Here is a 19,818-nt window from a genome sequence, read left to right on the forward strand (position 1 = left end):
CTCCCGCGCCCCCGCCCGAGCGCCGAGCGGACCGCGGCGAGACGGACGGCGGCGGCCGGCTCCTATTGGCCCCGGCTCGCCGCAGGCCTCGCCCTCCTCGCCTGCGTGACCCGCCTCCCGTCGTTACGGCTGCGCCTCTGGAACCCCGACGAGGGCTATCTCGCCGTCCAGGCAAGGATGTTGGCCGACGGCGGCGCGCTCTACGACACCGTCGTCGACCGCAAACCCCCACTCGTGCCCTGGCTGTACGAGGGCGCCTTCGCGGTCTTCGGCGACGACTCCCTGCTGCCGCTGAAGCTCCTCGCGATCCTCGCCCAGCTCGGCACCGCCCTGCTGCTCGCCTCCCTGGCCCGCCGCCGCTGGGGCGACCGCGCGGGCCGCACCGCGGGCGTGCTCCACCTGCTGCTCTCCATCGGCCTCAGCCCCGAGGACACCCAGGCCGCCACCTTCGAGGTGTTCATGCTCCCGGCGACCGCGGCCGCCGTCTGGCTCGCCGACCGGCGCCGCTGGGCCTGGTGCGGCGCCGCCGTCGGCACCGCCTTCCTCGCCAAGCAGACCGGCGGCGCCGTCCTCGTCCCCGCGCTCTGGCTGCTCTGGCGCTCCGGCGGCGGGCGGGCCGACCTGCTGCGGCTCGCGGCGGGCGCGGCCCTGCCGGTGCTCGCGGCGGCCCTGCTCACCGACCCGTCCGGCTTCCTGTTCTGGACGGTGACCGGCTCGGGCGCCTACGCCTCCTTCACCGGCTCCGAACTCCACGTACTGTCACGGGCGTTGACGAACACCGCGCTCCTCGGCATCGCCTGCGCCGGTCTCCTCCCGGCGGTCGTACGGGTGCTGCGCATCGCCCGTACCGGCGCGGCGGACCTGTGGCTGTGGCTGGCCGCGTCGGCGCTCGCGGTCTGCCTCGGCTTCCACTTCTTCGGCCACTACTACCTTCAACTCATCCCGGCGCTCGCCCTGTTGGGCACCGCCGCGCTGCAGAGCCTGCCGCGCGACTGGACCCCGGCGACGCTCACCACGTCCGCGCTCGCCTGCGGGCTTTTCCTCGCCTGGGGGCTGCTCGCGCCACGCCCCGAGCTCGCGCACGCCGAGCGGCTCGCCCGTACGGTCACCGACCGCACCGAGCCCGGCGAGCGGGTCCTGGTCTGGGGCATACACCCGGAGACGTACTGGCTCGCCGACCGCGCCCCCGCGTCCCGCTACCTCACGGCGGGTTTCCTCACCAACTACAGCGGTGGCCGCAACGGCCCGCAGGTGGGGGAGAAGTACGCGGTGCGGGGTGCGTGGGACGTGTTCCGCGGCGAGCTCGCGGACCGGCCCCCGGCCCTGATCATCGACGACTCGCGCGGCAAACCCTTCGCCCCCGACAACCTCCCCACGCTGCGCGGGATGCTGGCCCAGGGGTACGAGCGGGTGGGCGTCGTGGAGGACGCGGTGCTGTACGAACGGGTACGGCCACTGGAACGCTGACCCGGCGCTCAACCGCCCCGCGGCACCGTACGCGGCCCCGCGCACTGGGCGCCCAACGCGCCGACCCTGCCCCGGAGTTCACGGTCCGCGGTGATCACCAGGCACTCCCCGGACCCGGTGTGCGCGGCGACCAGCTCCACGATGCGGTCGTCGCCGCTGCCGTCCGCCGAGTCGACCCGCACCCCGTCGACGGACTCCACCCCGCGTGCGGCGCCCTCCACGACCAGGAGCAGATCGAGCGGCCCCGGATACCCCACGAGCCCGCCCTCGGCGCACGGCACCAGCCGGTCACGCAGGCGTACGGCGGCACCGCGCCGGTCACGCCACCAGCCGTCGGGCACGGAACCGATGACGTTGGCGGCGTCGATGACGACAAGAAGGCGGGACATGACCCCATCATCGCGTGCCCCTCTGTCCTCAACGCCGGACGGGCCGCACGAGAAGCGCGAAGCTCTCGTACGGCCCGTCGGCGTGGGACGGAAGGCTCACCGCGTCACGCGGGAACCGACGCCACCCCGGCGTCCAGGAACCGCTTGCCGACGACGCGCTCGGAGACGCCCGCACGGTCCAGGTACGGCGTGATGCCGCCCAGGTGGAAGGGCCAGCCGGCACCGGTGATCAGGCACAGGTCGATGTCCTGGGCCTCGGCGACGACACCCTCGTCGAGCATCAGGCCGATCTCCTGGGCCACCGCGTCGAGCACGCGGTCGCGCACCTGCTCCTCGGTCAGCGCGGCATCGCCCTGCTTGAGCAGCGCGGCGACCTCGGGGTCGAGCTCCGGCTTCCCGCTGTCGTACACGTAGAAGCCGCGCTTGCCGGCGTCCACGACGGCCTTCAGGTTCGGCGAGACCGTGAAGCGCTCCGGGAAGGCGCGGCTCAGCGTCTCGGAGACGTGCAGGCCGATCGCCGGGCCGACGAGCTCCAGGAGCACCAGCGGCGACATCGGCAGACCGAGCGGCTCGACGGCCTTCTCCGCGACCTCGACGGAGGTGCCCTCGTCGATGACGTTCTGCACCTCGCCCATGAAGCGGGTCAGGATGCGGTTGACGACGAACGCCGGGGCGTCCTTCACCAGGACCGCGGTCTTCTTCAGCTTCTTGGCGACACCGAACGCGGTGGCGAGCGACGCGTCGTCGGTCTGCTCGCCGCGCACGATCTCCAGGAGCGGAAGCACGGCGACCGGGTTGAAGAAGTGGAAGCCGACGACCCGCTCGGGGTGCTTCAGCTTCGACGCCATCTCGGTGACCGACAGCGAGGAGGTGTTGGTGGCGAGGATCGCGTGCGCCGGGGCGACCGCCTCGACCTCCGCGAACACCTGCTGCTTGACGCCGATCTCCTCGAAGACGGCTTCAATGACGAAGTCGGCGTCCGCGAAGCCCTCGGCCTTGTCGAGCACACCGGTGACCAGGGCCTTGAGGCGGTTGGCCTTGTCCTGGTTGATCCGGCGCTTGCCGAGCAGCTTGTCGATCTCGGCGTGGACGTAGCCCACACCCTTGTCGACCCGCGCCTGGTCGATGTCGGTCAGCACGACCGGCACCTCGAGGCGGCGCAGGAAGAGGAGCGCGAGCTGCGAGGCCATCAGGCCCGCACCCACGACGCCGACCTTGCTGACCGGACGGGCCAGGTCCTTCGACGGGGCGCCCACGGGACGCTTGCCGCGCTTCTGCACCAGGTTGAACGCGTAGAGCCCGGCACGCAGTTCGCCACCCATGATCAGGTCGGCGAGCGCCTGGTCCTCGGCGTCGAAACCGGCCTGCAGGTCGCCGTTCTTCGCGGCGGCGATGATGTCGAGCGCGCGGTACGCGGCCGGAGCGGCACCGTGCACCTTGCTGTCGGCGATGAACCGGCCCTTGGCGACGGCCTGGTCCCAGGCCTCACCGCGGTCCACCTCGGGGCGCTCCACCTTGATGTCGCCGTTCAGCACCTGGGCGGTCCAGAGCAGCGACTGCTCCAGGAAGTCCGCACCCTCGAACAGCGCGTCCGCGATGCCGAGTTCGAAGACCTGCTTGCCCTTGAGCTGGCGGTTCTGGTTGAGCGAGTTCTCGATGATGACCTTGACGGCGTTCTCGGCGCCGATCAGGTTCGGCAGCAGCGCGCAGCCGCCCCAGCCGGGCACCAGGCCGAGGAAGACCTCGGGCAGCGAGAACGCGGGCAGCGCCTTGGAGACGGTGCGGTACGTGCAGTGCAGACCGGCCTCGACACCGCCGCCCATGGCCGCGCCGTTGTAGTACCCGAAGCTCGGCACGGCAAGCGCGGAGAGGCGCTTGAAGACGTCGTGCCCGCCCTTGCCGATGGCCAGCGCGTCCGAGTGCTGCTTGAGCAGCTCGACGCCCTTGAGGTCGGCGCCCACGGCGAAGATGAACGGCTTGCCGGTGAGGCCAACGCCGACGATGGAGCCCTCGGAGGCCTCCTTCTCGACCTGGCTGATGGCCACGTCGAGGTTGGCCAGGGACTGCGGCCCGAAGGTGGTCGGCTTGGTGTGGTCCAGGCCGTTGTCGAGCGTGATGAGGGCGAACCGGCCCGCGCCGTACGGCAGATCGAGGTGGCGTACGTGCGCGGACGTCACGACCTCGTCGGGGAACAGCTCGGCAGCGCCCTTGAGAAGCTCAGCGGTGGTGGTGGTGCTCACTTCGCGCCTCCGGCGTCCTTGTGGTGCGGGTTCTCCCAGATGACCGTCGCGCCCATGCCGAAGCCGACGCACATGGTCGTGAGGCCGTAACGGACCTCCGGCTGCTCCTCGAACTGCCGCGCCAACTGCGTCATCAGACGCACACCGGAGGAGGCGAGGGGGTGGCCGAACGCGATGGCGCCGCCGTACTGGTTGACGCGCGCGTCGTCGTCCGCGATGCCGTAGTGCTCGAGGAACGCGAGCACCTGCACGGCGAAGGCCTCATTGACCTCGAAGAGGCCGATGTCGTCGATCGACAGGCCGCCCTTGGCGAGCGCCTTCTCGGTCGCCGGGATCGGGCCGTAACCCATGACCTCCGGCTCGACACCCGCGAAGGCGTACGAGACGAGGCGCATCTTGACGGGCAGCCCGTTCTCCCGCGCGAACTCCTCGGAGGCGATCAGCGAGGCGGTGGCGCCGTCGTTCAGACCCGCGGCGTTACCGGCGGTGACGCGACCGTGCGTACGGAACGGCGTCTTCAGACCGGCCAGGTTCTCCAGGGTCGTGCCCGGACGCATCGGCTCGTCGGAGGTGGCGAGGCCCCAACCGGTCTCGCCCACCTCGGAGTTGGTGTTGCGCACCGAGATCGGCACCAGGTCGGCCTGGATCTTGCCGTCGGCGTACGCCTTGGCGGCCTTCTCCTGCGAACGCACCGCGTACTCGTCGGCGCGCTGCTTGGTGATCGTCGGGTACCGGTCGTGCAGGTTCTCGGCGGTCATGCCCATGAACAGCGCCGACTCGTCGACCAGCTTCTCGCTGACGAACCGCGGGTTCGGGTCGACGCCCTCGCCCATCGGGTGGCGGCCCATGTGCTCGACACCACCGGCGACGGTGACGTCGTACGCGCCGAAGGCGACACCGCCCGCCATGGCGGTCACGGCGGTCAGAGCGCCGGCGCACATGCGGTCGATGGAGTAGCCGGGGACCGACTGCGGCAGCCCGGCGAGGATGCCCGCGGTGCGGCCGAGGGTCAGACCCTGGTCACCGATCTGCGTGGTCGCGGCGATGGCGACCTCGTCGATCTTGGCGGGGTCGAGGTTCGGGTTGCGGCGCAGCAGCTCCCGGATGGACTTCACGACGAGGTCATCGGCGCGGGTCTCGTGGTAGATGCCCTTCGGGCCCGCCTTGCCGAACGGGGTGCGGACGCCGTCGACGAAGACGACGTCCCTGACGGTACGAGGCACGATGGCTCTCCTCCAGGGGTGCGGGATCGCTGCCGCTGGGCGTGCTCCGGCGGCTACTCGACTCATGCTACTTGTCGGTAACCAAGTGGAACAGGCCCCCCGCCCGGAGCGGCGAAGGTCACACTCCGTCCGGCGCCTCAGAAGCCGGGAACGCGAACGCCGGACGGGCTGGAAATCAGCCCGTCCGGCGTTCGCGAACAGAAGGGGTCAGGCCGTCAGCGCCGCCACGAGCCCCGGCGTGACCTGCTCGATCTGCCAGGCCCGCGCCCCGTACCCGCCGAGGGCCGCGGCCACCGAGTCCTGGTCGAGGACGGCCGGGGGCTCCCAGCACAGGCGCCGCACCGTGTCCGGCGTGATCAGGTTCTCCTGCGGCATGTTCAGCTCCTCGGCGAGCGCCGACACCGCGGCCCGCGCCGCGGAAAGCCGAGCGGCCGCCGCCGGGTCGCGATCGGCCCAGGAGCGCGGCGGCGGCGGACCCGCCAACTGCTGTCCAGGCTGCGGCAGTTCGGCCTCCGGCAGCGCCTTGGCACGGTCCACCGCGGCCTGCCACTGCTCCACCTGCCGCTGCCCCATCCGGTTCCCGAAGCCGGGCAGGGTACGCAGCGCGTGCGCGTTGGGCGGCAGCGCGAGAGCGGCCTCCACGATCGCGGAGTCGCCGAGCACCTTGCCGGGCGACACGTCACGCCGCTGCGCGATCTTGTCCCGGGCGGTCCACAGCTCCCGTACGACCGCCATCTGCCGACGCCGGCGCACCTTGTGCATCCCGGACGTACGCCGCCACGGGTCCTTGCGCGGCGGGGGCGGCGGAGCGCTGGCGATGGCGTCGAACTCCTGCCGCGCCCACTCCAGCTTCCCCTGCCGGTCGAGCTCCTTCTCCAGGCTGTCGCGCAGGTCGACCAGGAGCTCCACGTCCAGGGCGGCGTAGCGCAGCCAGGGCTCGGGCAGCGGCCGGGTCGACCAGTCGACGGCGGAGTGGCCCTTCTCCAGTACGAACCCGAGCACCGACTCGACCATCGCGCCGAGCCCCACGCGCGGGAACCCCGCGAGCCGGCCCGCGAGTTCGGTGTCGAAGATCCGGGTGGGAACCATGCCTATTTCGCGCAGGCAGGGGAGGTCCTGGGTGGCGGCGTGCAGCACCCACTCCGCGTCGGCGATGGCCGCGCCGAGCCCCGACAGGTCGGGGCAGGCGACGGGGTCGATCAGGGCGCTGCCTGCGCCCTCGCGGCGCAGCTGTACGAGATAGGCGCGCTGGCCGTACCGGTACCCGGAGGCACGCTCGGCGTCCACGGCGACGGGGCCACGACCGGCCGCGAAGGCGGCGACGACCTCGGCGAGCGAGTCCTCGTCCGCGATCACGTCGGGGATGCCCTCGCGCGGTTCGAGCAGCGGGGTCGGCTCCTCGTCGGGGGCTGCGACGCCGTCATCCGGAGGAGCGCCTCCGGTGGTTCGCAGTGGTCTGTCTTCTGCGGTCTCTTGGGCGTCGGTCACCTGTAAAGGGTATCTGTGCGAGCACGGCGCCCGCCGACGGAACGTTCCGTCGGCGGGCGCGGGACTGATGTGCTGGGTTATCGGTGGATATGTTCCCCGCTGGGGGATGTGGGTCAGTGGATGATGCCGGTACGCAGCGCGACGGCCACCATCCCGGCGCGGTCGCCCGTGCCGAGCTTGCGTGCGATACGGGCGAGGTGGCTCTTGACGGTCAGGGCGGACAGGCCCATCGAGACGCCGATGGCCTTGTTGGACTGGCCCTCCGCGACCAGGCGCAGGACCTCCACCTCACGGCCCGACAGCTCGCGGTAACCGCCCGGGTGGCTCGGGGCGCCCGGGGGGCGGCGGTGCATTCGGGCCGCCGCGGCACCGATGGGTGCGGCGCCGGGTCGGGTGGGGAGTCCGACGTTCGTGCGGGTTCCCGTGACGACGTAGCCCTTGACGCCGCCCGCGAGGGCGTTGCGTACGGCGCCGATGTCGTCGGCGGCGGAGAGGGCGAGGCCGTTGGGCCAGCCCGCCGCGCGGGTCTCGGACAGCAGGGTCAGGCCCGAACCGTCGGGCAGGTGGACATCGGCCACGCAGATGTCGCGCGGGTTGCCGATGCGGGGTCGGGCCTCGGCGATGGAGGACGCTTCGATGACATCGCGTACTCCGAGCGCCCAGAGGTGTCGGGTGACGGTGGATCGGACGCGCGGGTCCGCCACGACGACCATGGCGGTCGGCTTGTTCGGGCGGTAGGCGACCAGGCTTGCGGGCTGCTCGAGGAGAACGGACACCAGGCCTCCTGGGAATGGCGGGACGGGGCCGGCTCTGGGGAAGAAGCCGTACGAACCGTGCTTTCAAGGTCACAGAGGTCTTCGGCAGCAAACCCGTCGGCCTTTAGCGAATGATCACGATTTGGTGACTCGCAATTCGGGCAATTCAGACACGTGATCGATCATCCGAAGATCGAACCGAGTCGCCCGGCGGTCAGGTGCCGGTCAACGACGGTCCCGTACCGCATCCGTTCGAAGCCTCGATGGGCCGTACGGATGACGCGCGCCGACGCGGAGCCGCGTGACGCGCGAGAGGGGTGTCCGTGGGGGAGCCGGGTGCCTCAGGAGGGCTGCGGGCCGCGGCGCTGCGGCAGGGACACCACCGAGGCGTCCGTGGGCCCGGCCGGCGGCAGGCCCGCGACCTGGCAGAGGAGGTCGCACCAGGCGGCGAGATGGGCGGCCGTGTCGGGTACGCCGCCGAGTCCCTCGCGCGGCGTCCAGGACGCCCTGATCTCGATCTGCGAGGCGGGCGCACGGTTGCTGAGGCCGCCGAAGTAGTGCGAGCCGGCCCGGGTGACGGTGCCGCTCGGCTCGCCGTACGAGAGGCCGCGGCCCTCCAGTGCGCCGGTCAGCCAGGACCAGCAGACCTCGGGGAGCAGCGGGTCGGCGGCCATCTCGGGCTCCAGTTCGGCCCGCACCAGGGTCACCAGACGGAACGTGCCCTGCCAGGCGTCGTGGCCGGCCGGGTCGTGCAGGAGGACGAGGCGGCCGTCCGCGAGGTCCTCGTCGCCGTCGACCACCGCGGCCTCGAGGGCGTACGCGTGCGGGGCCAGACGCTTCGGCGCGCGGGTCGGTTCGATCTCGATCTCCGGCCGCAGGCGGGCCGCCCGGAGGGCGTCCACGGCCGTGCGGAACGGGAGCGGAGCAGCATCTGCCGCCGCATTCCCCTCCGTACCGTCCATCCCGTCCGCATCCTCCGAAAGTTGTCCCCGCACGGCAGCCATGCGGGGAAGATTAAGGGGAAGCGCGCGTTCGTGCAGGGAGGGACACCCGGTTCCCGGCCGGGCAGTTCGCGGCACGTGCGAGACTTTCCGACGTGAGCGCCAACGACGTCCCCCGAGCGGGCCAGCAGCCGACCCCGACCACGACCGTCACTGACGCGGTCAAGGACTCAGCCTTCCTGAGGGCGTGCAGGCGGGAACCCGTGCCGCACACCCCGGTCTGGTTCATGCGACAGGCGGGGCGCTCGCTGCCCGAGTACCTCAAGGTGCGCGAGGGCATCCCGATGCTCGAGTCGTGCATGCGGCCCGAGCTCGTCACCGAGATCACGCTGCAGCCGGTGCGCCGTCACAACGTCGACGCGGCGATCTACTTCAGCGACATCGTCGTACCCCTGAAGGCCATCGGGATCGACCTCGACATCAAGCCCGGCGTCGGGCCGGTCGTGGAGCAGCCGATCCGTTCGCGTGCCGACCTCGCGCGGCTGCGCGACCTCACGCCCGAGGACGTCAGCTATGTCACCGAGGCGATGGGGATGCTCACCCGTGAGCTCGGTGCGACCCCGCTGATCGGCTTCGCCGGAGCGCCCTTCACGCTCGCCAGCTACCTCGTCGAGGGCGGCCCGAGCCGCAACCACGAGCACACCAAGGCCCTGATGTACGGCGACCCGCAGCTCTGGGCCGACCTGCTCGACCGGCTCGCCGACATCACCGCGGCCTTCCTGAAGGTGCAGATCGAGGCGGGCGCCTCCGCCGTGCAGCTTTTCGACTCCTGGGTGGGCGCCCTGTCGCCCGCCGACTACCGCCGCTCCGTGATGCCCGCCTCGCAGAAGGTCTTCGAGGCCGTCTCCGGTTACGGCGTGCCGCGCATCCACTTCGGGGTCGGCACCGGTGAGCTCCTCGGCCTGCTCGGTGAGGCCGGCGCGGACGTCGTCGGCGTCGACTGGCGCGTCCCGCTCGACGAGGCCGCCCGCCGCGTCGGCCCCGGCAAGGCGCTCCAGGGCAACCTGGACCCGGCCGTCCTCTTCTCCACGCAGGACGCGGTGGAGGCCAAGACGGACGAGGTCCTCGCCGCCGCGCAGGGTCTCGACGGCCACATCTTCAACCTCGGGCACGGTGTCCTGCCGACCACCGACCCGGACGCGCTGACGCGGCTCGTGGAGTACGTGCACACGCGTACCGCGCGTTGATCTCAACGGTCCCTTAATTGGCTGGAATTGAGCGGTGCTGAGGCCCGTACCGGGGAGTGACCCGGTGCGGGCCTCAGTGCGTCGCGTCGGCTAGCCCGCCTTGCGTACCGCCGTGACCGCCTTGCGGGCCGCGTTCAGGACCGGGTCCCAGACCGGGGAGAACGGTGGGGCGTAGCCGAGGTCCAGGGCGGTGAGCTGGTCGACCGTCATGCGGGCGGTGAGGGCGACCGCCGCGATGTCCACGCGTTTCGCGGCGCCCTCGCGGCCGACGATCTGGACGCCGAGGAGGCGGCCCGTACGGCGCTCCGCGAGCATCTTGACCGTCATGGGGGCGGCGCCGGGGAAGTAGCCCGCGCGGCTCGTCGACTCGATCGTGGCCGTGACGTACTGCAGGCCTGCCGCCCGCGCGTCCTTCTCCCGCAGTCCCGTACGGGCGATCTCCAGGTCGCACACCTTGCTGACGGCGGTGCCGACCACGCCGGGGAACGTGCCGTAGTCGCCGCCCACGCCCGAACCGATGATCTGGCCGTGCTTGTTGGCGTGCGTGCCGAGGGCGATGTGGCGTTCGCGGCCGGAGACCAGGTCGAGGACCTCCACACAGTCGCCGCCCGCCCAGACGTTGTCGTGGCCGCGCACCCGCATCGCCAAGTCCGTGAGCAGGCCGCCGTGTTCGCCGAGCGGCAGGCCCGCGGCGCGGGCCAGGTCCGTGTTCGGGCGGACGCCGATGCCGAGGACCACGACGTCCGCCGGGTACTCGGCGGCGTCCGTGGCCACCGCGCGGACCCGGCCGTCGTCGTCGGTGAGGATCTTCGTGACCTCGGCGTCGTTCACCATCTCCAGGCCCATGCCCACCATGGCGTCGCCGACGAGGGCGCCCATGTCCGGGTCGAGGGTGGACATCGGCCGGGGGCCGCGGTTGACGACCGTGACGCGGTAGCCGCGGTTGGTCAGGGCCTCGGCCATCTCCACCCCGATGTACCCGGCGCCCACCACCACCGCGCGGTCGCCCCGGGTGTGCCGCAGGGTGTCGAGCAGCGCCTGGCCGTCGTCGAGGGTCTGCACGCCGTGCACCCCGACGGCGTCGATCCCGGGCAGCTCCGGGCGGACCGGGCGGGCGCCGGTGGCGATCACGAGCTTGTCGTACGCCGTCCAGCTCTCCTCGCCCGTCTCCAGGTCCCGGGCCCGCACCCGCCGCCCCTCGACGTCGAGTTGGACGACCTCCGTACGCATCCGCAGGTCGATGGAGCGGGCCCGGTGCTCCTGAGGGGTGCGGGCGATCAGCTCGTCGCGGGTGTCCACGTCGCCGCCGACCCAGTACGGGATGCCGCAGGCCGAGTAGGACGTGAAGTGGCCGCGCTCGAACGCGACGATCTCCAGCTCCTCCGGGCTTCTCAGCCTGCGCGCCTGCGACGCCGCCGACATGCCCGCCGCGTCGGCGCCGATGACCACCAGTCGTTCGCTCATGCGCCCCACGCTACGTCGGGCGGCGCCAAGGCGGTGCGGCTCAGCTCCCGTTGGCCTCCGCGGCCTCCGCCGTGACCGTGCTGTCCGCCTTCGCGGGACGCCCGCGGCCGAACAGCGGGCGCAGCCGGCGGACCAGAAGGGCGAGCAGCGCCAGCGTGACCACGAACGGCAGGGCCGCGCCCACCGCGACCGCGATCCAGTGCACCACCGTCACGAACGCGTCCCAGCCCCCGGCGACCGCGGCCAGGAAGCCCGGCCCGTCGTCCTCGTCCGAGTCGGCCGGAGCGTCCGTCTCGGAGAGGGTCAGTGTGATCGTGGCCAGACTCGTCCGGTCCTTCAGCGACGCCTGCTGCGCGAGCAGCGACTCCAGGTCGGCCTGACGGGTACTCAACTCCCCTTCCAGGGTGACCACATCACTGAGTTCGGTGGCCTCGTCGAGCAGCTCACGGATCCGCGCGACGCTGGCCCGCTGCGACTTGACGCGGCTCTCCACGTCGACGACCTGCTCCGTGACGTTCTCCGCGCTCGCGCTGCGCTCGACGAGCTTCCCGGCGCCCGCGAGTGCGTCCAGGACCTTCTCGTACTCGGCCTGCGGCACCCGGAGCACGAGCCGGGAGCGCTCGTGGCCGCCGCTCTCGCGGTCGGTCGTCTCGTCCCCGACCAGGCCGCCCGCGCCCTCCGCCGCCGCACGGGCCGCGGCCACCGCGTCCGGTACGTCCTTGACGACGACGGTGAGGGACGCGGTACGCACGATGTGCTCGCCGACCACGTCGCCCGGCTTCTTCGCGCTTGACCTGTCGGCGCCGCCGGTGCCGGACTCCGGTTTGCCGTCGGCCGCCGCGCCGCCGCCCTTCTGGTGCTCCGGGGCCTCGGCGGCGAGCCCCGCCGTCTTGTCGCCGCCCGAGTCGCCGCCCGCCGAACAGCCGGTCGCCGCGAGGGCCGCGACGAGGAACAGGGCTCCGGCGGCACGGGTGAACCGGCGGCCGGGTGTGGTCGTACCGGACAGGGGCACAGTGGATTCGCGCATCGGACGTACTCCCGGGAAACCGTGATGAGTGATGCCCCTTGGACGCCTGAGGCGGCGCGAAGGTTTGGTCCCGGTGGATCGCGATGCGGTCACGGTCGGGACTCGATCCGGGACGGGGGCGAAATGCGGGGCGCCGCGGCCGGTCTGAGAGGCTGGGGGCATGCGCGAAACGGACGCCCGTACGGGCTCGGACCAGGGACGGCCGGTGCACGCGGTCGTCGTCGGAGGCGGCATCGCCGGCCTCGCAGCCGCCCACCGGCTCCTCGCCGGAGGCGCCCGCGTCACCGTCCTGGAAGCCTCGGACCGGATCGGCGGCAAGCTGCACGCCGGGGAGATCGAGGGCGTACGCGTCGACCTCGGCGCCGAGTCGATGCTCGCCCGTCGCCCCGAGGCGGTCGCCCTCGCCCGGGCGGTCGGCCTCGACGACGCGCTGCAGCCGCCCGCCGTCGCGAGCGCCGCCCTGTGGAACCGGGACGCGCTGACGCCCATGCCGAAGGGCCACGTGATGGGCGTGCCCGGCGACCCGGCCGTCCTCACCGGAGTGCTCTCCGCCGAGGGCCTGCGCCGCGCCGAGGCCGAGCCGGAGCTCGCGCCCACCGAGGTCGGGGACGACATCGCGGTCGGCGAGTACGTCGCGGCCCGCGTCGGCCGCGAGGTCGTGGACCGGCTTGTCGAGCCCCTGCTCGGCGGGGTCTACGCGGGCGACGCGTACCGCCTGTCGATGCGGATGGCCGTACCGCAGCTGTTCGAGGTCGCCAGGGCGGGCGGCTCGCTGCTCGCCGGGGTGCGCGCCGTGCAGGAGCGGGCCGCGCGCAACCAGCAGACCGGGCCCGTGTTCATGGGCATCGAGGGCGGCATCGGACGGCTGCCGCTCGCCGTCGCCGACGCCGTACGCGCCCAGGGCGCCGAAATCGCCCTCCACGCGCGCGTGGACGCGGTCCGCCGCACCGCCGACGGCTGGACGGTGCGCACCGGTGGCCGTGAACTGGCCGCCGACGTCGTGATCCTCGCCGTACCCGCAGCGCAGGCCGCCCGGCTGCTCGACGCGGACGTGCCGGGCGCCGCCGCCGAGCTGCGTGCCGTCGAGTACGCGTCGATGGCCCTGATGACGCTCGCGTACCGGCGGGCCGATGTGCGGCTGCCCGAGGGCAGCGGGTTCCTCGTACCGCCGGTGGACGGGCACACCATCAAGGCGTCCACGTTCGCCTCCCAGAAGTGGGGCTGGATCGCGGACGAGAACCCCGAACTCGTCGTGCTGCGCACCTCTGTGGGCCGGTACGGCGAGGAAGAGGTGCTGCGGCGCGCGGACCAGGAGCTGGTGGACGTCTCGCGGGCCGACCTGCGCGCCGCCGTCGGGCTCACCGCCGCGCCCGTCGCCACCCGCGTCACCCGCTGGACCGACGGTCTGCCGCAGTACCCCGTCGGGCACCACGCGCGCGTGGCGCGGATCCGCGAGTACGTCGGCAGCGTGCCGGGGCTCGCGGTGTGCGGCGCCGCGTACGACGGAGTGGGCATCCCCGCCTGCATCGCCAGCGCCCACGCGGCCGTCGACCGGCTCGCCGGGGACGACCGGGGATTCGCATCGCTGAGCGCGAACCCGGTGCAGAGTCTGCACGGCGGCGGAGGAGAATAGCCGCATGAGTGACGACGCCCCCGCCAAGACTCCCAACGCCGGCAAGAAGGCCAAGGACCTCAACGAGGTCATCCGCTACACGCTGTGGTCGGTCTTCAAGCTGAAGGACGTGCTTCCCGAGGACCGCGCCGGTTACGCCGACGAGGTCCAGGACCTGTTCGACCAGCTCGCCGCCAAGGACATCACCGTCCGCGGCACCTACGACGTGTCCGGTCTGCGGGCCGACGCCGACGTCATGATCTGGTGGCACGCCGAGACCAGCGACGAGCTGCAGGAGGCGTACAACCTCTTCCGCCGCACCAAGCTCGGCCGCGCCCTGGAGCCGGTCTGGTCGAACATGGCGCTGCACCGCCCCGCCGAGTTCAACAAGTCGCACATCCCGGCCTTCCTCGCCGACGAGACGCCGCGCGACTACATCTCGGTGTACCCCTTCGTGCGCTCCTACGACTGGTACCTGCTGCCCGACGAGGACCGCCGCCGCATGCTCAAGGACCACGGCATGATGGCCCGCGGCTACCCGGACGTGCGCGCCAACACCGTCGCGTCCTTCTCCCTCGGTGACTACGAATGGGTGCTCGCCTTCGAGGCCGACGAGCTGTACCGCATCGTCGACCTGATGCGTCACCTGCGCGCCTCCGAGGCCCGGATGCACGTCCGCGAAGAGGTGCCGTTCTACACCGGCCGCCGCAAGTCCGTCGGCGACCTCGTGGCGGGCCTCGCCTGAGGCTCCGCGCTCGCTGATACGCACAGGGCCGCGACCGGCAACTCCGGTCGCGGCCCTGTGCGTTGGGCTCCCGTGACGGACTACTCCGGTGCCTACTTGGGGGCCTACTTGGGATCCGGCTTCGGCTCCGCGTGCGGGGCGCACTCGGCGCGGCCGCGCGGTGTCTTCCCGGTCAGCAGATACGTGTCCAGGTGCTTGTTGACGCACTTGTTGCTGCCGCCGCCGATGCCGTGCGTGCCCGAGTCCCGCTCCGTCACCAGGGCCGATCCCGGCAGCCTGCGGTGCAGCTCCACCGCGCCCTCGTGCGGCGTGGCCGCGTCCCGCTCCGCCGCGAGGATCAGCGTGGGCGGCAGCGCGCCCGGCGCGGTGCGCACGTCGACGGGCTGCTGCCGGGGCGCGGGCCAGTACGCGCACGGCAGGTTCATCCAGACGTTGTCCCAGGTCTCGAAGGGCGCGATCCGGGCGAGCGCGGTGTTGTCCCGGTCCCAGACCCGGAAGTCCGTCGGCCAGGACGTCGAGTCGTTGCACTCGACGGCCGTGTACACGGCGTTGCCGTTCTCGTTCTCCACGGCCCCCTCGGCCGACGGCCCCGCCTGCTCGACAAGCGGGCCGGTGTCGCCCTTCAGATACGCCGACAGGGCCGCCGCGCGCCGCGGCCAGTAGTCGTCGTTGTACCCGACCTGCAGGAACGCCGACTGCAGTTGGCCGGGGCCGACCTTCCCACCGGCCGGCTCGTGCGCGACCTCGGCCAGCACCTGGTCGTAACTGCGCTGCACCTGACGGGGCGTCTTGCCCAGTTCGTACGACTTGTCGTGTTTGGCGACCCAGGTGCGGAAGTCGCTCCAGCGGGCCTCGAAGGCCAGCGACTGGTCGAGGTTGTTGCGGTACCAGATCTGCTCCGGGTCCGGGTCGACCGCCGAGTCGAAGACCATCCGGCGTACGTGCGACGGGAACATCGTCGCGTACACCGCGCCGAAGTAGGTGCCGTACGAGGCGCCCATGAAGTTCAGCTTCCGCTCGCCCAGGGCGGCCCGGAGCACCTCCAGGTCACGGGCGTTGTTCCGGGTCGTGTAGTGCCGCAGCGACTCGCCCGCGGCCCGCGCGCAGCCCCGCGCGTACGCCTTGGCGCGGGCCACCCGCTCCTTCTTGTACGCCTCGTCCGGGTGGGTCGGCGCGGGTGTCGGGGCCTTCTCGAACTGCTCCGGGTCCTGGCAGGAGAGCCGCGCCGAGCGGTCCACGCCGCGCGGGGCGTAACCGACGAAGTCGTAGGCCCGCGCGAGCCGTTCCCACTCGGGCAGGCCGGTTGCGAGCGGCCAGTACGTGCCGGAGGCGCCGGGGCCGCCGGGGTTGTACACCAGCGCGCCCTGCCGTTCGGACGGCTCGCCCTTGGCCTTGCGGTGGCTGACGGTCAGGTGGAACTTCTCGCCGTCGGGGTGCGCGTAGTCGACGGGGACGGTGACCGAGGCGCACTTCACGGTGTCCGGCAGGCCCTCCTCCTTCGCGCACGGCGCCCACTTGAGGCCGGCCGCCGCGGCGCGCTGGACGGCCACCGCGGTGCCGCGGGCCTCGGCGCTCGCCGGGGGTGCCGGGGCACTGCCCGCGGGGGTGGCGACCAGGGCGGTCAGGACGAGTGATCCGGCGAATCCGAACAGCAGTGGCGCTCGCATCGTGCTTCGGCATCCCTTCGGCGGCGGCAGACAGCGGCAGAACAAAAGGGATCCTTCGGTGGGGAGTTGGCGAAGTAAAGCACCGCCGCCGCCCCGTTCGGGCTATTGACCCTGATGAGTCGCCCGGTGCGCGAACGCTGCCCGAAGACCCGGGTCGGACAGCGCGCGCACCCCGTCCACCGCGACCGACGCCAGCGCGTCCCGGTCGCCGTGCGCGGGCTCGAGCGTGCCGAGCAGCCGCCGTCCAGCGGGGGAGGCCCAGCGGGTGTACGGGTGGATCTCGGCACGGGCGATGAGGAGCGAACCGAGCGCCAGGAGCAGCGGCAGCGTGAACCACGCGACGACCGGCAGCGCACTGCCCGCCTCCCGCGGATGTACGGCGAGGGCCAGCAGGCCGAGGCCGGTCACGGTGAGGGCCGCCGCCCGTACCTGCCGTATCGCCGCCGTGACGTGGGCGCGGGCCGCGGCGGGCACCGCGAGCCCGGCGGCGGTGAGCCGGTCCGCAAGCGCGCGTACCGTCTCCGCGCCCGCGGCGGAGGCGCGGACCGGCGCGATCCGCTGCTGTCCGCCGGGGCCGATCACGCCGATCACCGAACGCTCCATCTCGTCCCGCCCGTCCGGGTCGACGACCGTCGCCCAGCCGGTGTGGGCGAGCAGCAGCCGGCCCGCGCGGGCCATCGACACCAGCGTCAGGTCGGCCACGCGGCGCGGCCCGCCGGCGAGGAACGCGGCCTCGTACAGGGTCAGTTCATGCCGTGCGGCACCCCGCTGCTCGGCGGCGGGCAAGGCCTCGGCGCGGGCCGCCGCGAGACAGAGCCGGGCGCAGGCGAGGCCGGCGAAGGCCCAGGCCGGAAGGAGGAAGAGGACCCAGAACATGGCCGAGTTCGTACACCGGTCCGAGGGGTCGGCGCCATGGGGCGTTCACGATGTGGACCGCGCTCACCGGTCGGTACGGCGGCTGACGCCTGTTGCCCGGCGGCTCGCTCAGTCGCCGCCGCCCCCGCCGCCGCAACTGCTGCCGCCCGAGGAACCGCCGCAGCTGCTGCCGCCCGACGAGCCGCCGCAGCTGCTGCCCGAGGAGCCTCCGCAGCTGCTGCCTCCGCCGCCGCTCCCGCCACCGCAGCTCGACCCGCCGCAGCCGGAGCCGCCCCCGCCGCACCAGGTCACCGTCGTGTCGCCGATGAAGACCACGCCGCCGCCGGCCGAGGCCTGGGCGGCCGGGCTGTGCGCCCGCATCCGGCCGGCCGACGTCAACTGCGCGCGCAGCATCGGGTCCTGTACGCCGCGCGGGCCCTGGCACGCCACGGTGTGCACCGGGTCGAAGCCGTTGTCGAGGGACCGGAACCGCGCGAGCGCGACCTTGCCCGCGCCGGTCAGCCGGGCGGAGGTCATGGCCATGCAGGTCGAGCCCACGATGAACCCGATGAGGAGCGCCGGGATCACCTGGAAGACGAACGGCACCGAGAAGGAGTCGTCGGAACCGGCGAACTGAATCACCGTCAGGACAATGGCGAGCGGGAAGGACACGATCGACGCGATGGTCAGCCCGAAGGCCCAGCGCCGCGCCGGCTGCAACTCGCCCGGCCGGACGAGGAGCCCGCGCTGGGCGAGCCCGTCACCGAGCAGCTGCACGGCAGGGCTGCGCATCACGCCGATCCGCAGCCAGTGCAGGGCGCCGCTGGGCGCGGCGGCGTGTGCGTCGAGCACCGCGCTCTCCACCGGATGGTGGGCGACGGCGTGCTGCACCCCGACCACACCGGGCCCGGCGAGCACGAGCCGCCCGTCGGCGTGCATCGCCGTCAGCGCCGTGTCGGCGACCCGGCCGGGCCCGCCCGCGAGGAACGCGGCCTCCAGCGGATCCACCGGGGAGGCGTACATGGGCGCACCCGTCGAGCGGGCCTTGACCACGGCGATCACCAGGGCGACCGACGCACCGCCGACGCCCAGGTAGTACAGCAGCGTGAGAAGAGGCAGCACGGTGCCCTCACCGTCCCGTCAGGGTGTAGCGGGCCCGGCGAACGAAGCGGGCCACAGGGTGTGCGGAGACCGGCGCGGGGCCCGAGCGGGCCAGCCACCAGTCGCTCAACTCCCGCCGTGCGCCGGGGGATTCGGACTCCCCGGCCAGCAGCAGGTACTCGGCGAAGTCCAGGGCGTCGCGGCGGTAGCCGCCCGTCATCGGGCGCTTCCCGGCGTACGAGAAGAAGGCGCGGCGGTATGTGTCGCCGAGGATCACCGGCAGTTCGGGCGCGACCTTCGCGATCACGTCGGCGCGCTTCGCGGTGAGCGCGCGGCTCTGCACGGTGAGCCGCTGCCGGTCGAAACCCTCGGGCGCGGGCGTCCCCGCCACGAGCGCGGAGAGCAGCGCGGCCTGGGCGAGGGCGAGGCGCTGGCGGGCGGTACGGGAGCGGTCGTCGTTCTCGCCTTCGGCTTCGCCTTCGCGCTCGCTGTCGTCCTCGGTGACCTCCGGCGCGGCGGGTTCCATGTGCAGCGGAGCCCCGGAGGGGCGGCCGACCGCGACGAGCTCCGCGGCCCGTTCCCGTACGGCGGGGGTACGAGCGGGAGTCGCGGTCCGGGTACGAGCGGGAGCCGCGGTCCGGGTGCGGGCCGGGAGAAGCCTGCGGGCCTCCCCGGTGGCGAGGGTCCGGCGGATCGCGCGCAGCTCCTGCTCCAGCTCCTCCGGCGCGGGGAAGTTCTCGTCCCGCTCCAGGAGCACACCGGGCGGGCTGACCCGCGAGGCCAGTTCGGCGAGCACGTCGAGCACCGGCTGCGTGACGGGGTGCGCGTGGCTGTCGTGCCAGACGCCGTCCCGCTCGAACCCGCCCGCCACATGCACGTACGCGATGGCCTCCACCGGCAGTTCGTCGAGCGCCGCGCACGGGTCCTCGCCGCGGTTGACGTGGTTGGTGTGCAGGTTGGCGACGTCGATGAGGAGCCGTACGCCGGTGCGGTCCGCCAGGTCGTACAGGAACTGGCCCTCGGTCATCTCCTCGCCGGGCCAGGCGACCAGGGCCGCGATGTTCTCCAGGGCGAGCGGCACCGGCAGCGCGTCCTGGGCGATCCGCACGTGCTCGCACAGCACGTCGAGGGAGTCCTTGGTGCGCGGCACGGGGAGCAGATGTCCGGCCTCCAGGCGCGGCGACGCGGTCAGTTCGCCCCCGGCCCGTACGAACGCGATGTGCTCCGTGACCAGCGGCGAGCCGAGCGCCTCGGCGCGTTCCGCGAGGGCGGCGAGGCGGGCCGGGTCGGGACGCTCGGCGCCGCCGATGCCGAGGCCCACGCCGTGCGGGACGACGGTGACGCCGCGCTCGCGCAGGCGGCGCAGGGAGTCGGGGAGGTGGCCGGGGCAGACGTTCTCGGCGACGACCTCGACCCAGTCGAGGCCCGGCATCCGCTCCACGGCCTCGGCGATCTCCGGGCGCCAGCCCATACCGGTCCCCAGGTGCGCTGTGTGCCGCATGTCCCCCTCCTCCGCCGCACTGACGTTCTTCGGCGCGACACCGTGCGTACGTGGTGTGCGTGCAGGTGTCATGACCCCGCTGGACCGTACCGAATC

Annotated in this window: 16 protein-coding genes; 4 read left to right on the forward strand and 12 right to left on the reverse strand. The window is 72.8% G+C overall.

Annotated elements, in window-relative coordinates; genetic code table 11:
* The coding region (locus tag GUY60_RS09555; RefSeq protein ID WP_246234588.1) for an ArnT family glycosyltransferase at positions 1-1,467 on the forward strand (1,467 nt) is incomplete at its 5' end.
* An 8-nt stretch (positions 1,468-1,475) separates the two neighbouring features.
* Here GUY60_RS09555 and GUY60_RS09560 read toward each other — a convergent pair.
* The 6 genes from GUY60_RS09560 to GUY60_RS09585 form a co-directional block, all read right to left on the reverse strand.
* Positions 1,476-1,856 (reverse strand): PIN domain-containing protein, encoded by a 381-nt coding sequence (locus GUY60_RS09560; RefSeq protein WP_161695895.1) that lies wholly within the window; start codon positions 1,854-1,856, stop codon positions 1,476-1,478.
* 104 nt (positions 1,857-1,960) lie between these two features.
* Positions 1,961-4,096 carry a 3-hydroxyacyl-CoA dehydrogenase NAD-binding domain-containing protein gene (locus GUY60_RS09565; protein ID WP_161695897.1) on the reverse strand — a complete coding sequence of 712 codons (2,136 nt, stop codon included), beginning with the start codon at positions 4,094-4,096 and terminating at the stop codon, positions 1,961-1,963.
* Positions 4,093-5,319, reverse strand: a complete 1,227-nt coding sequence (locus GUY60_RS09570) for a thiolase family protein (protein ID WP_161695899.1) — start codon at positions 5,317-5,319, stop codon at positions 4,093-4,095. Before GUY60_RS09570 ends, GUY60_RS09565 begins: the two co-directional genes overlap by 4 nt.
* A gap of 207 nt (positions 5,320-5,526) precedes the next feature.
* Positions 5,527-6,807, reverse strand: a complete 1,281-nt coding sequence (locus GUY60_RS09575) for a ribonuclease D (RefSeq protein ID WP_161695901.1) — start codon at positions 6,805-6,807, stop codon at positions 5,527-5,529.
* Between the two features lie 113 nt (positions 6,808-6,920).
* On the reverse strand, positions 6,921-7,583 hold the full coding sequence (locus GUY60_RS09580) for a response regulator transcription factor (protein ID WP_128374800.1): 663 nt from the start codon (positions 7,581-7,583) through the stop codon (positions 6,921-6,923).
* Between the two features lie 320 nt (positions 7,584-7,903).
* Positions 7,904-8,566, reverse strand: coding sequence for a DUF3000 domain-containing protein (locus tag GUY60_RS09585; protein ID WP_161695903.1), 663 nt, complete (start codon positions 8,564-8,566; stop codon positions 7,904-7,906).
* Between the two features lie 92 nt (positions 8,567-8,658).
* Between GUY60_RS09585 and hemE the strand changes: the two genes are divergently transcribed.
* Positions 8,659-9,750 (forward strand): uroporphyrinogen decarboxylase, encoded by a 1,092-nt coding sequence (hemE, locus tag GUY60_RS09590; RefSeq protein ID WP_161695905.1) that lies wholly within the window; start codon positions 8,659-8,661, stop codon positions 9,748-9,750.
* 90 nt (positions 9,751-9,840) lie between these two features.
* Here hemE and GUY60_RS09595 read toward each other — a convergent pair whose 3' ends face one another.
* Complete coding sequence (locus tag GUY60_RS09595) at positions 9,841-11,214, reverse strand: FAD-dependent oxidoreductase (protein ID WP_161695907.1); 1,374 nt, start codon at positions 11,212-11,214, stop codon at positions 9,841-9,843.
* Positions 11,215-11,254: 40 nt separating this feature from the next.
* Positions 11,255-12,241 carry a DUF4349 domain-containing protein gene (locus tag GUY60_RS09600; protein ID WP_161695909.1) on the reverse strand — a complete coding sequence of 329 codons (987 nt, stop codon included), beginning with the start codon at positions 12,239-12,241 and terminating at the stop codon, positions 11,255-11,257.
* A gap of 160 nt (positions 12,242-12,401) precedes the next feature.
* Between GUY60_RS09600 and hemG the strand changes: the two genes are divergently transcribed.
* Together hemG and hemQ are read left to right on the forward strand one after the other, a co-directional pair.
* Complete coding sequence (gene hemG / locus GUY60_RS09605) at positions 12,402-13,874, forward strand: protoporphyrinogen oxidase (RefSeq protein ID WP_161695911.1); 1,473 nt, start codon at positions 12,402-12,404, stop codon at positions 13,872-13,874.
* Positions 13,875-13,878: 4 nt separating this feature from the next.
* Positions 13,879-14,598: a hydrogen peroxide-dependent heme synthase gene (gene hemQ / locus GUY60_RS09610; RefSeq protein WP_161695913.1), complete on the forward strand. Its 720-nt coding sequence runs from the start codon at positions 13,879-13,881 to the stop codon at positions 14,596-14,598.
* A 104-nt stretch (positions 14,599-14,702) separates the two neighbouring features.
* On the opposite strand, the gene GUY60_RS09615 is transcribed toward hemQ, so the two are convergent.
* From GUY60_RS09615 to GUY60_RS09630, 4 genes are all read right to left on the reverse strand, one after another.
* Positions 14,703-16,265, reverse strand: coding sequence for an alpha/beta hydrolase (locus GUY60_RS09615; RefSeq protein WP_161695915.1), 1,563 nt, complete (start codon positions 16,263-16,265; stop codon positions 14,703-14,705).
* 102 nt (positions 16,266-16,367) lie between these two features.
* The gene (locus GUY60_RS09620) at positions 16,368-17,141 is read right to left on the reverse strand and encodes a TIGR04222 domain-containing membrane protein (protein ID WP_161695917.1); all 774 of its coding nucleotides are present in this window, start codon (positions 17,139-17,141) and stop codon (positions 16,368-16,370) included.
* Between the two features lie 108 nt (positions 17,142-17,249).
* The gene (locus GUY60_RS09625) at positions 17,250-18,242 is read right to left on the reverse strand and encodes a TIGR04222 domain-containing membrane protein (RefSeq protein WP_312866236.1); all 993 of its coding nucleotides are present in this window, start codon (positions 18,240-18,242) and stop codon (positions 17,250-17,252) included.
* Positions 18,243-18,249: 7 nt separating this feature from the next.
* A complete protein-coding gene (locus GUY60_RS09630; RefSeq protein ID WP_161695919.1) occupies positions 18,250-19,722 on the reverse strand; it encodes an MbnB/TglH/ChrH family RiPP precursor modification enzyme in 1,473 nt (490 codons plus the stop codon).
* Between the last annotated feature and the right edge of the window lie 96 nt (positions 19,723-19,818).

It is taken from the genome of Streptomyces boluensis (assembly GCF_009908195.1).
In the GTDB taxonomy this organism is placed as follows: Bacteria; Actinomycetota; Actinomycetes; order Streptomycetales; family Streptomycetaceae; genus Streptomyces; species Streptomyces boluensis.

Bases quoted from the DNA above. Each gene is read 5' to 3' on its own strand.
- GUY60_RS09560 (WP_161695895.1), bottom strand. From the start codon at position 1,856: ATGTCCCGCCTTCTTGTCGTCATCGACGCCGCCAACGTCATCGGTTCC.
- GUY60_RS09585 (WP_161695903.1), bottom strand. From the start codon at position 8,566: ATGGCTGCCGTGCGGGGACAACTTTCGGAGGATGCGGACGGGATGGAC.
- GUY60_RS09595 (WP_161695907.1), bottom strand. From the start codon at position 11,214: ATGAGCGAACGACTGGTGGTCATCGGCGCCGACGCGGCGGGCATGTCG.
- GUY60_RS09600 (WP_161695909.1), bottom strand. From the start codon at position 12,241: ATGCGCGAATCCACTGTGCCCCTGTCCGGTACGACCACACCCGGCCGC.
- hemG (WP_161695911.1), top strand. From the start codon at position 12,402: ATGCGCGAAACGGACGCCCGTACGGGCTCGGACCAGGGACGGCCGGTG.
- hemQ (WP_161695913.1), top strand. From the start codon at position 13,879: ATGAGTGACGACGCCCCCGCCAAGACTCCCAACGCCGGCAAGAAGGCC.
- GUY60_RS09615 (WP_161695915.1), bottom strand. From the start codon at position 16,265: ATGCGAGCGCCACTGCTGTTCGGATTCGCCGGATCACTCGTCCTGACC.
- GUY60_RS09620 (WP_161695917.1), bottom strand. From the start codon at position 17,141: ATGTTCTGGGTCCTCTTCCTCCTTCCGGCCTGGGCCTTCGCCGGCCTC.
- GUY60_RS09630 (WP_161695919.1), bottom strand. From the start codon at position 19,722: ATGCGGCACACAGCGCACCTGGGGACCGGTATGGGCTGGCGCCCGGAG.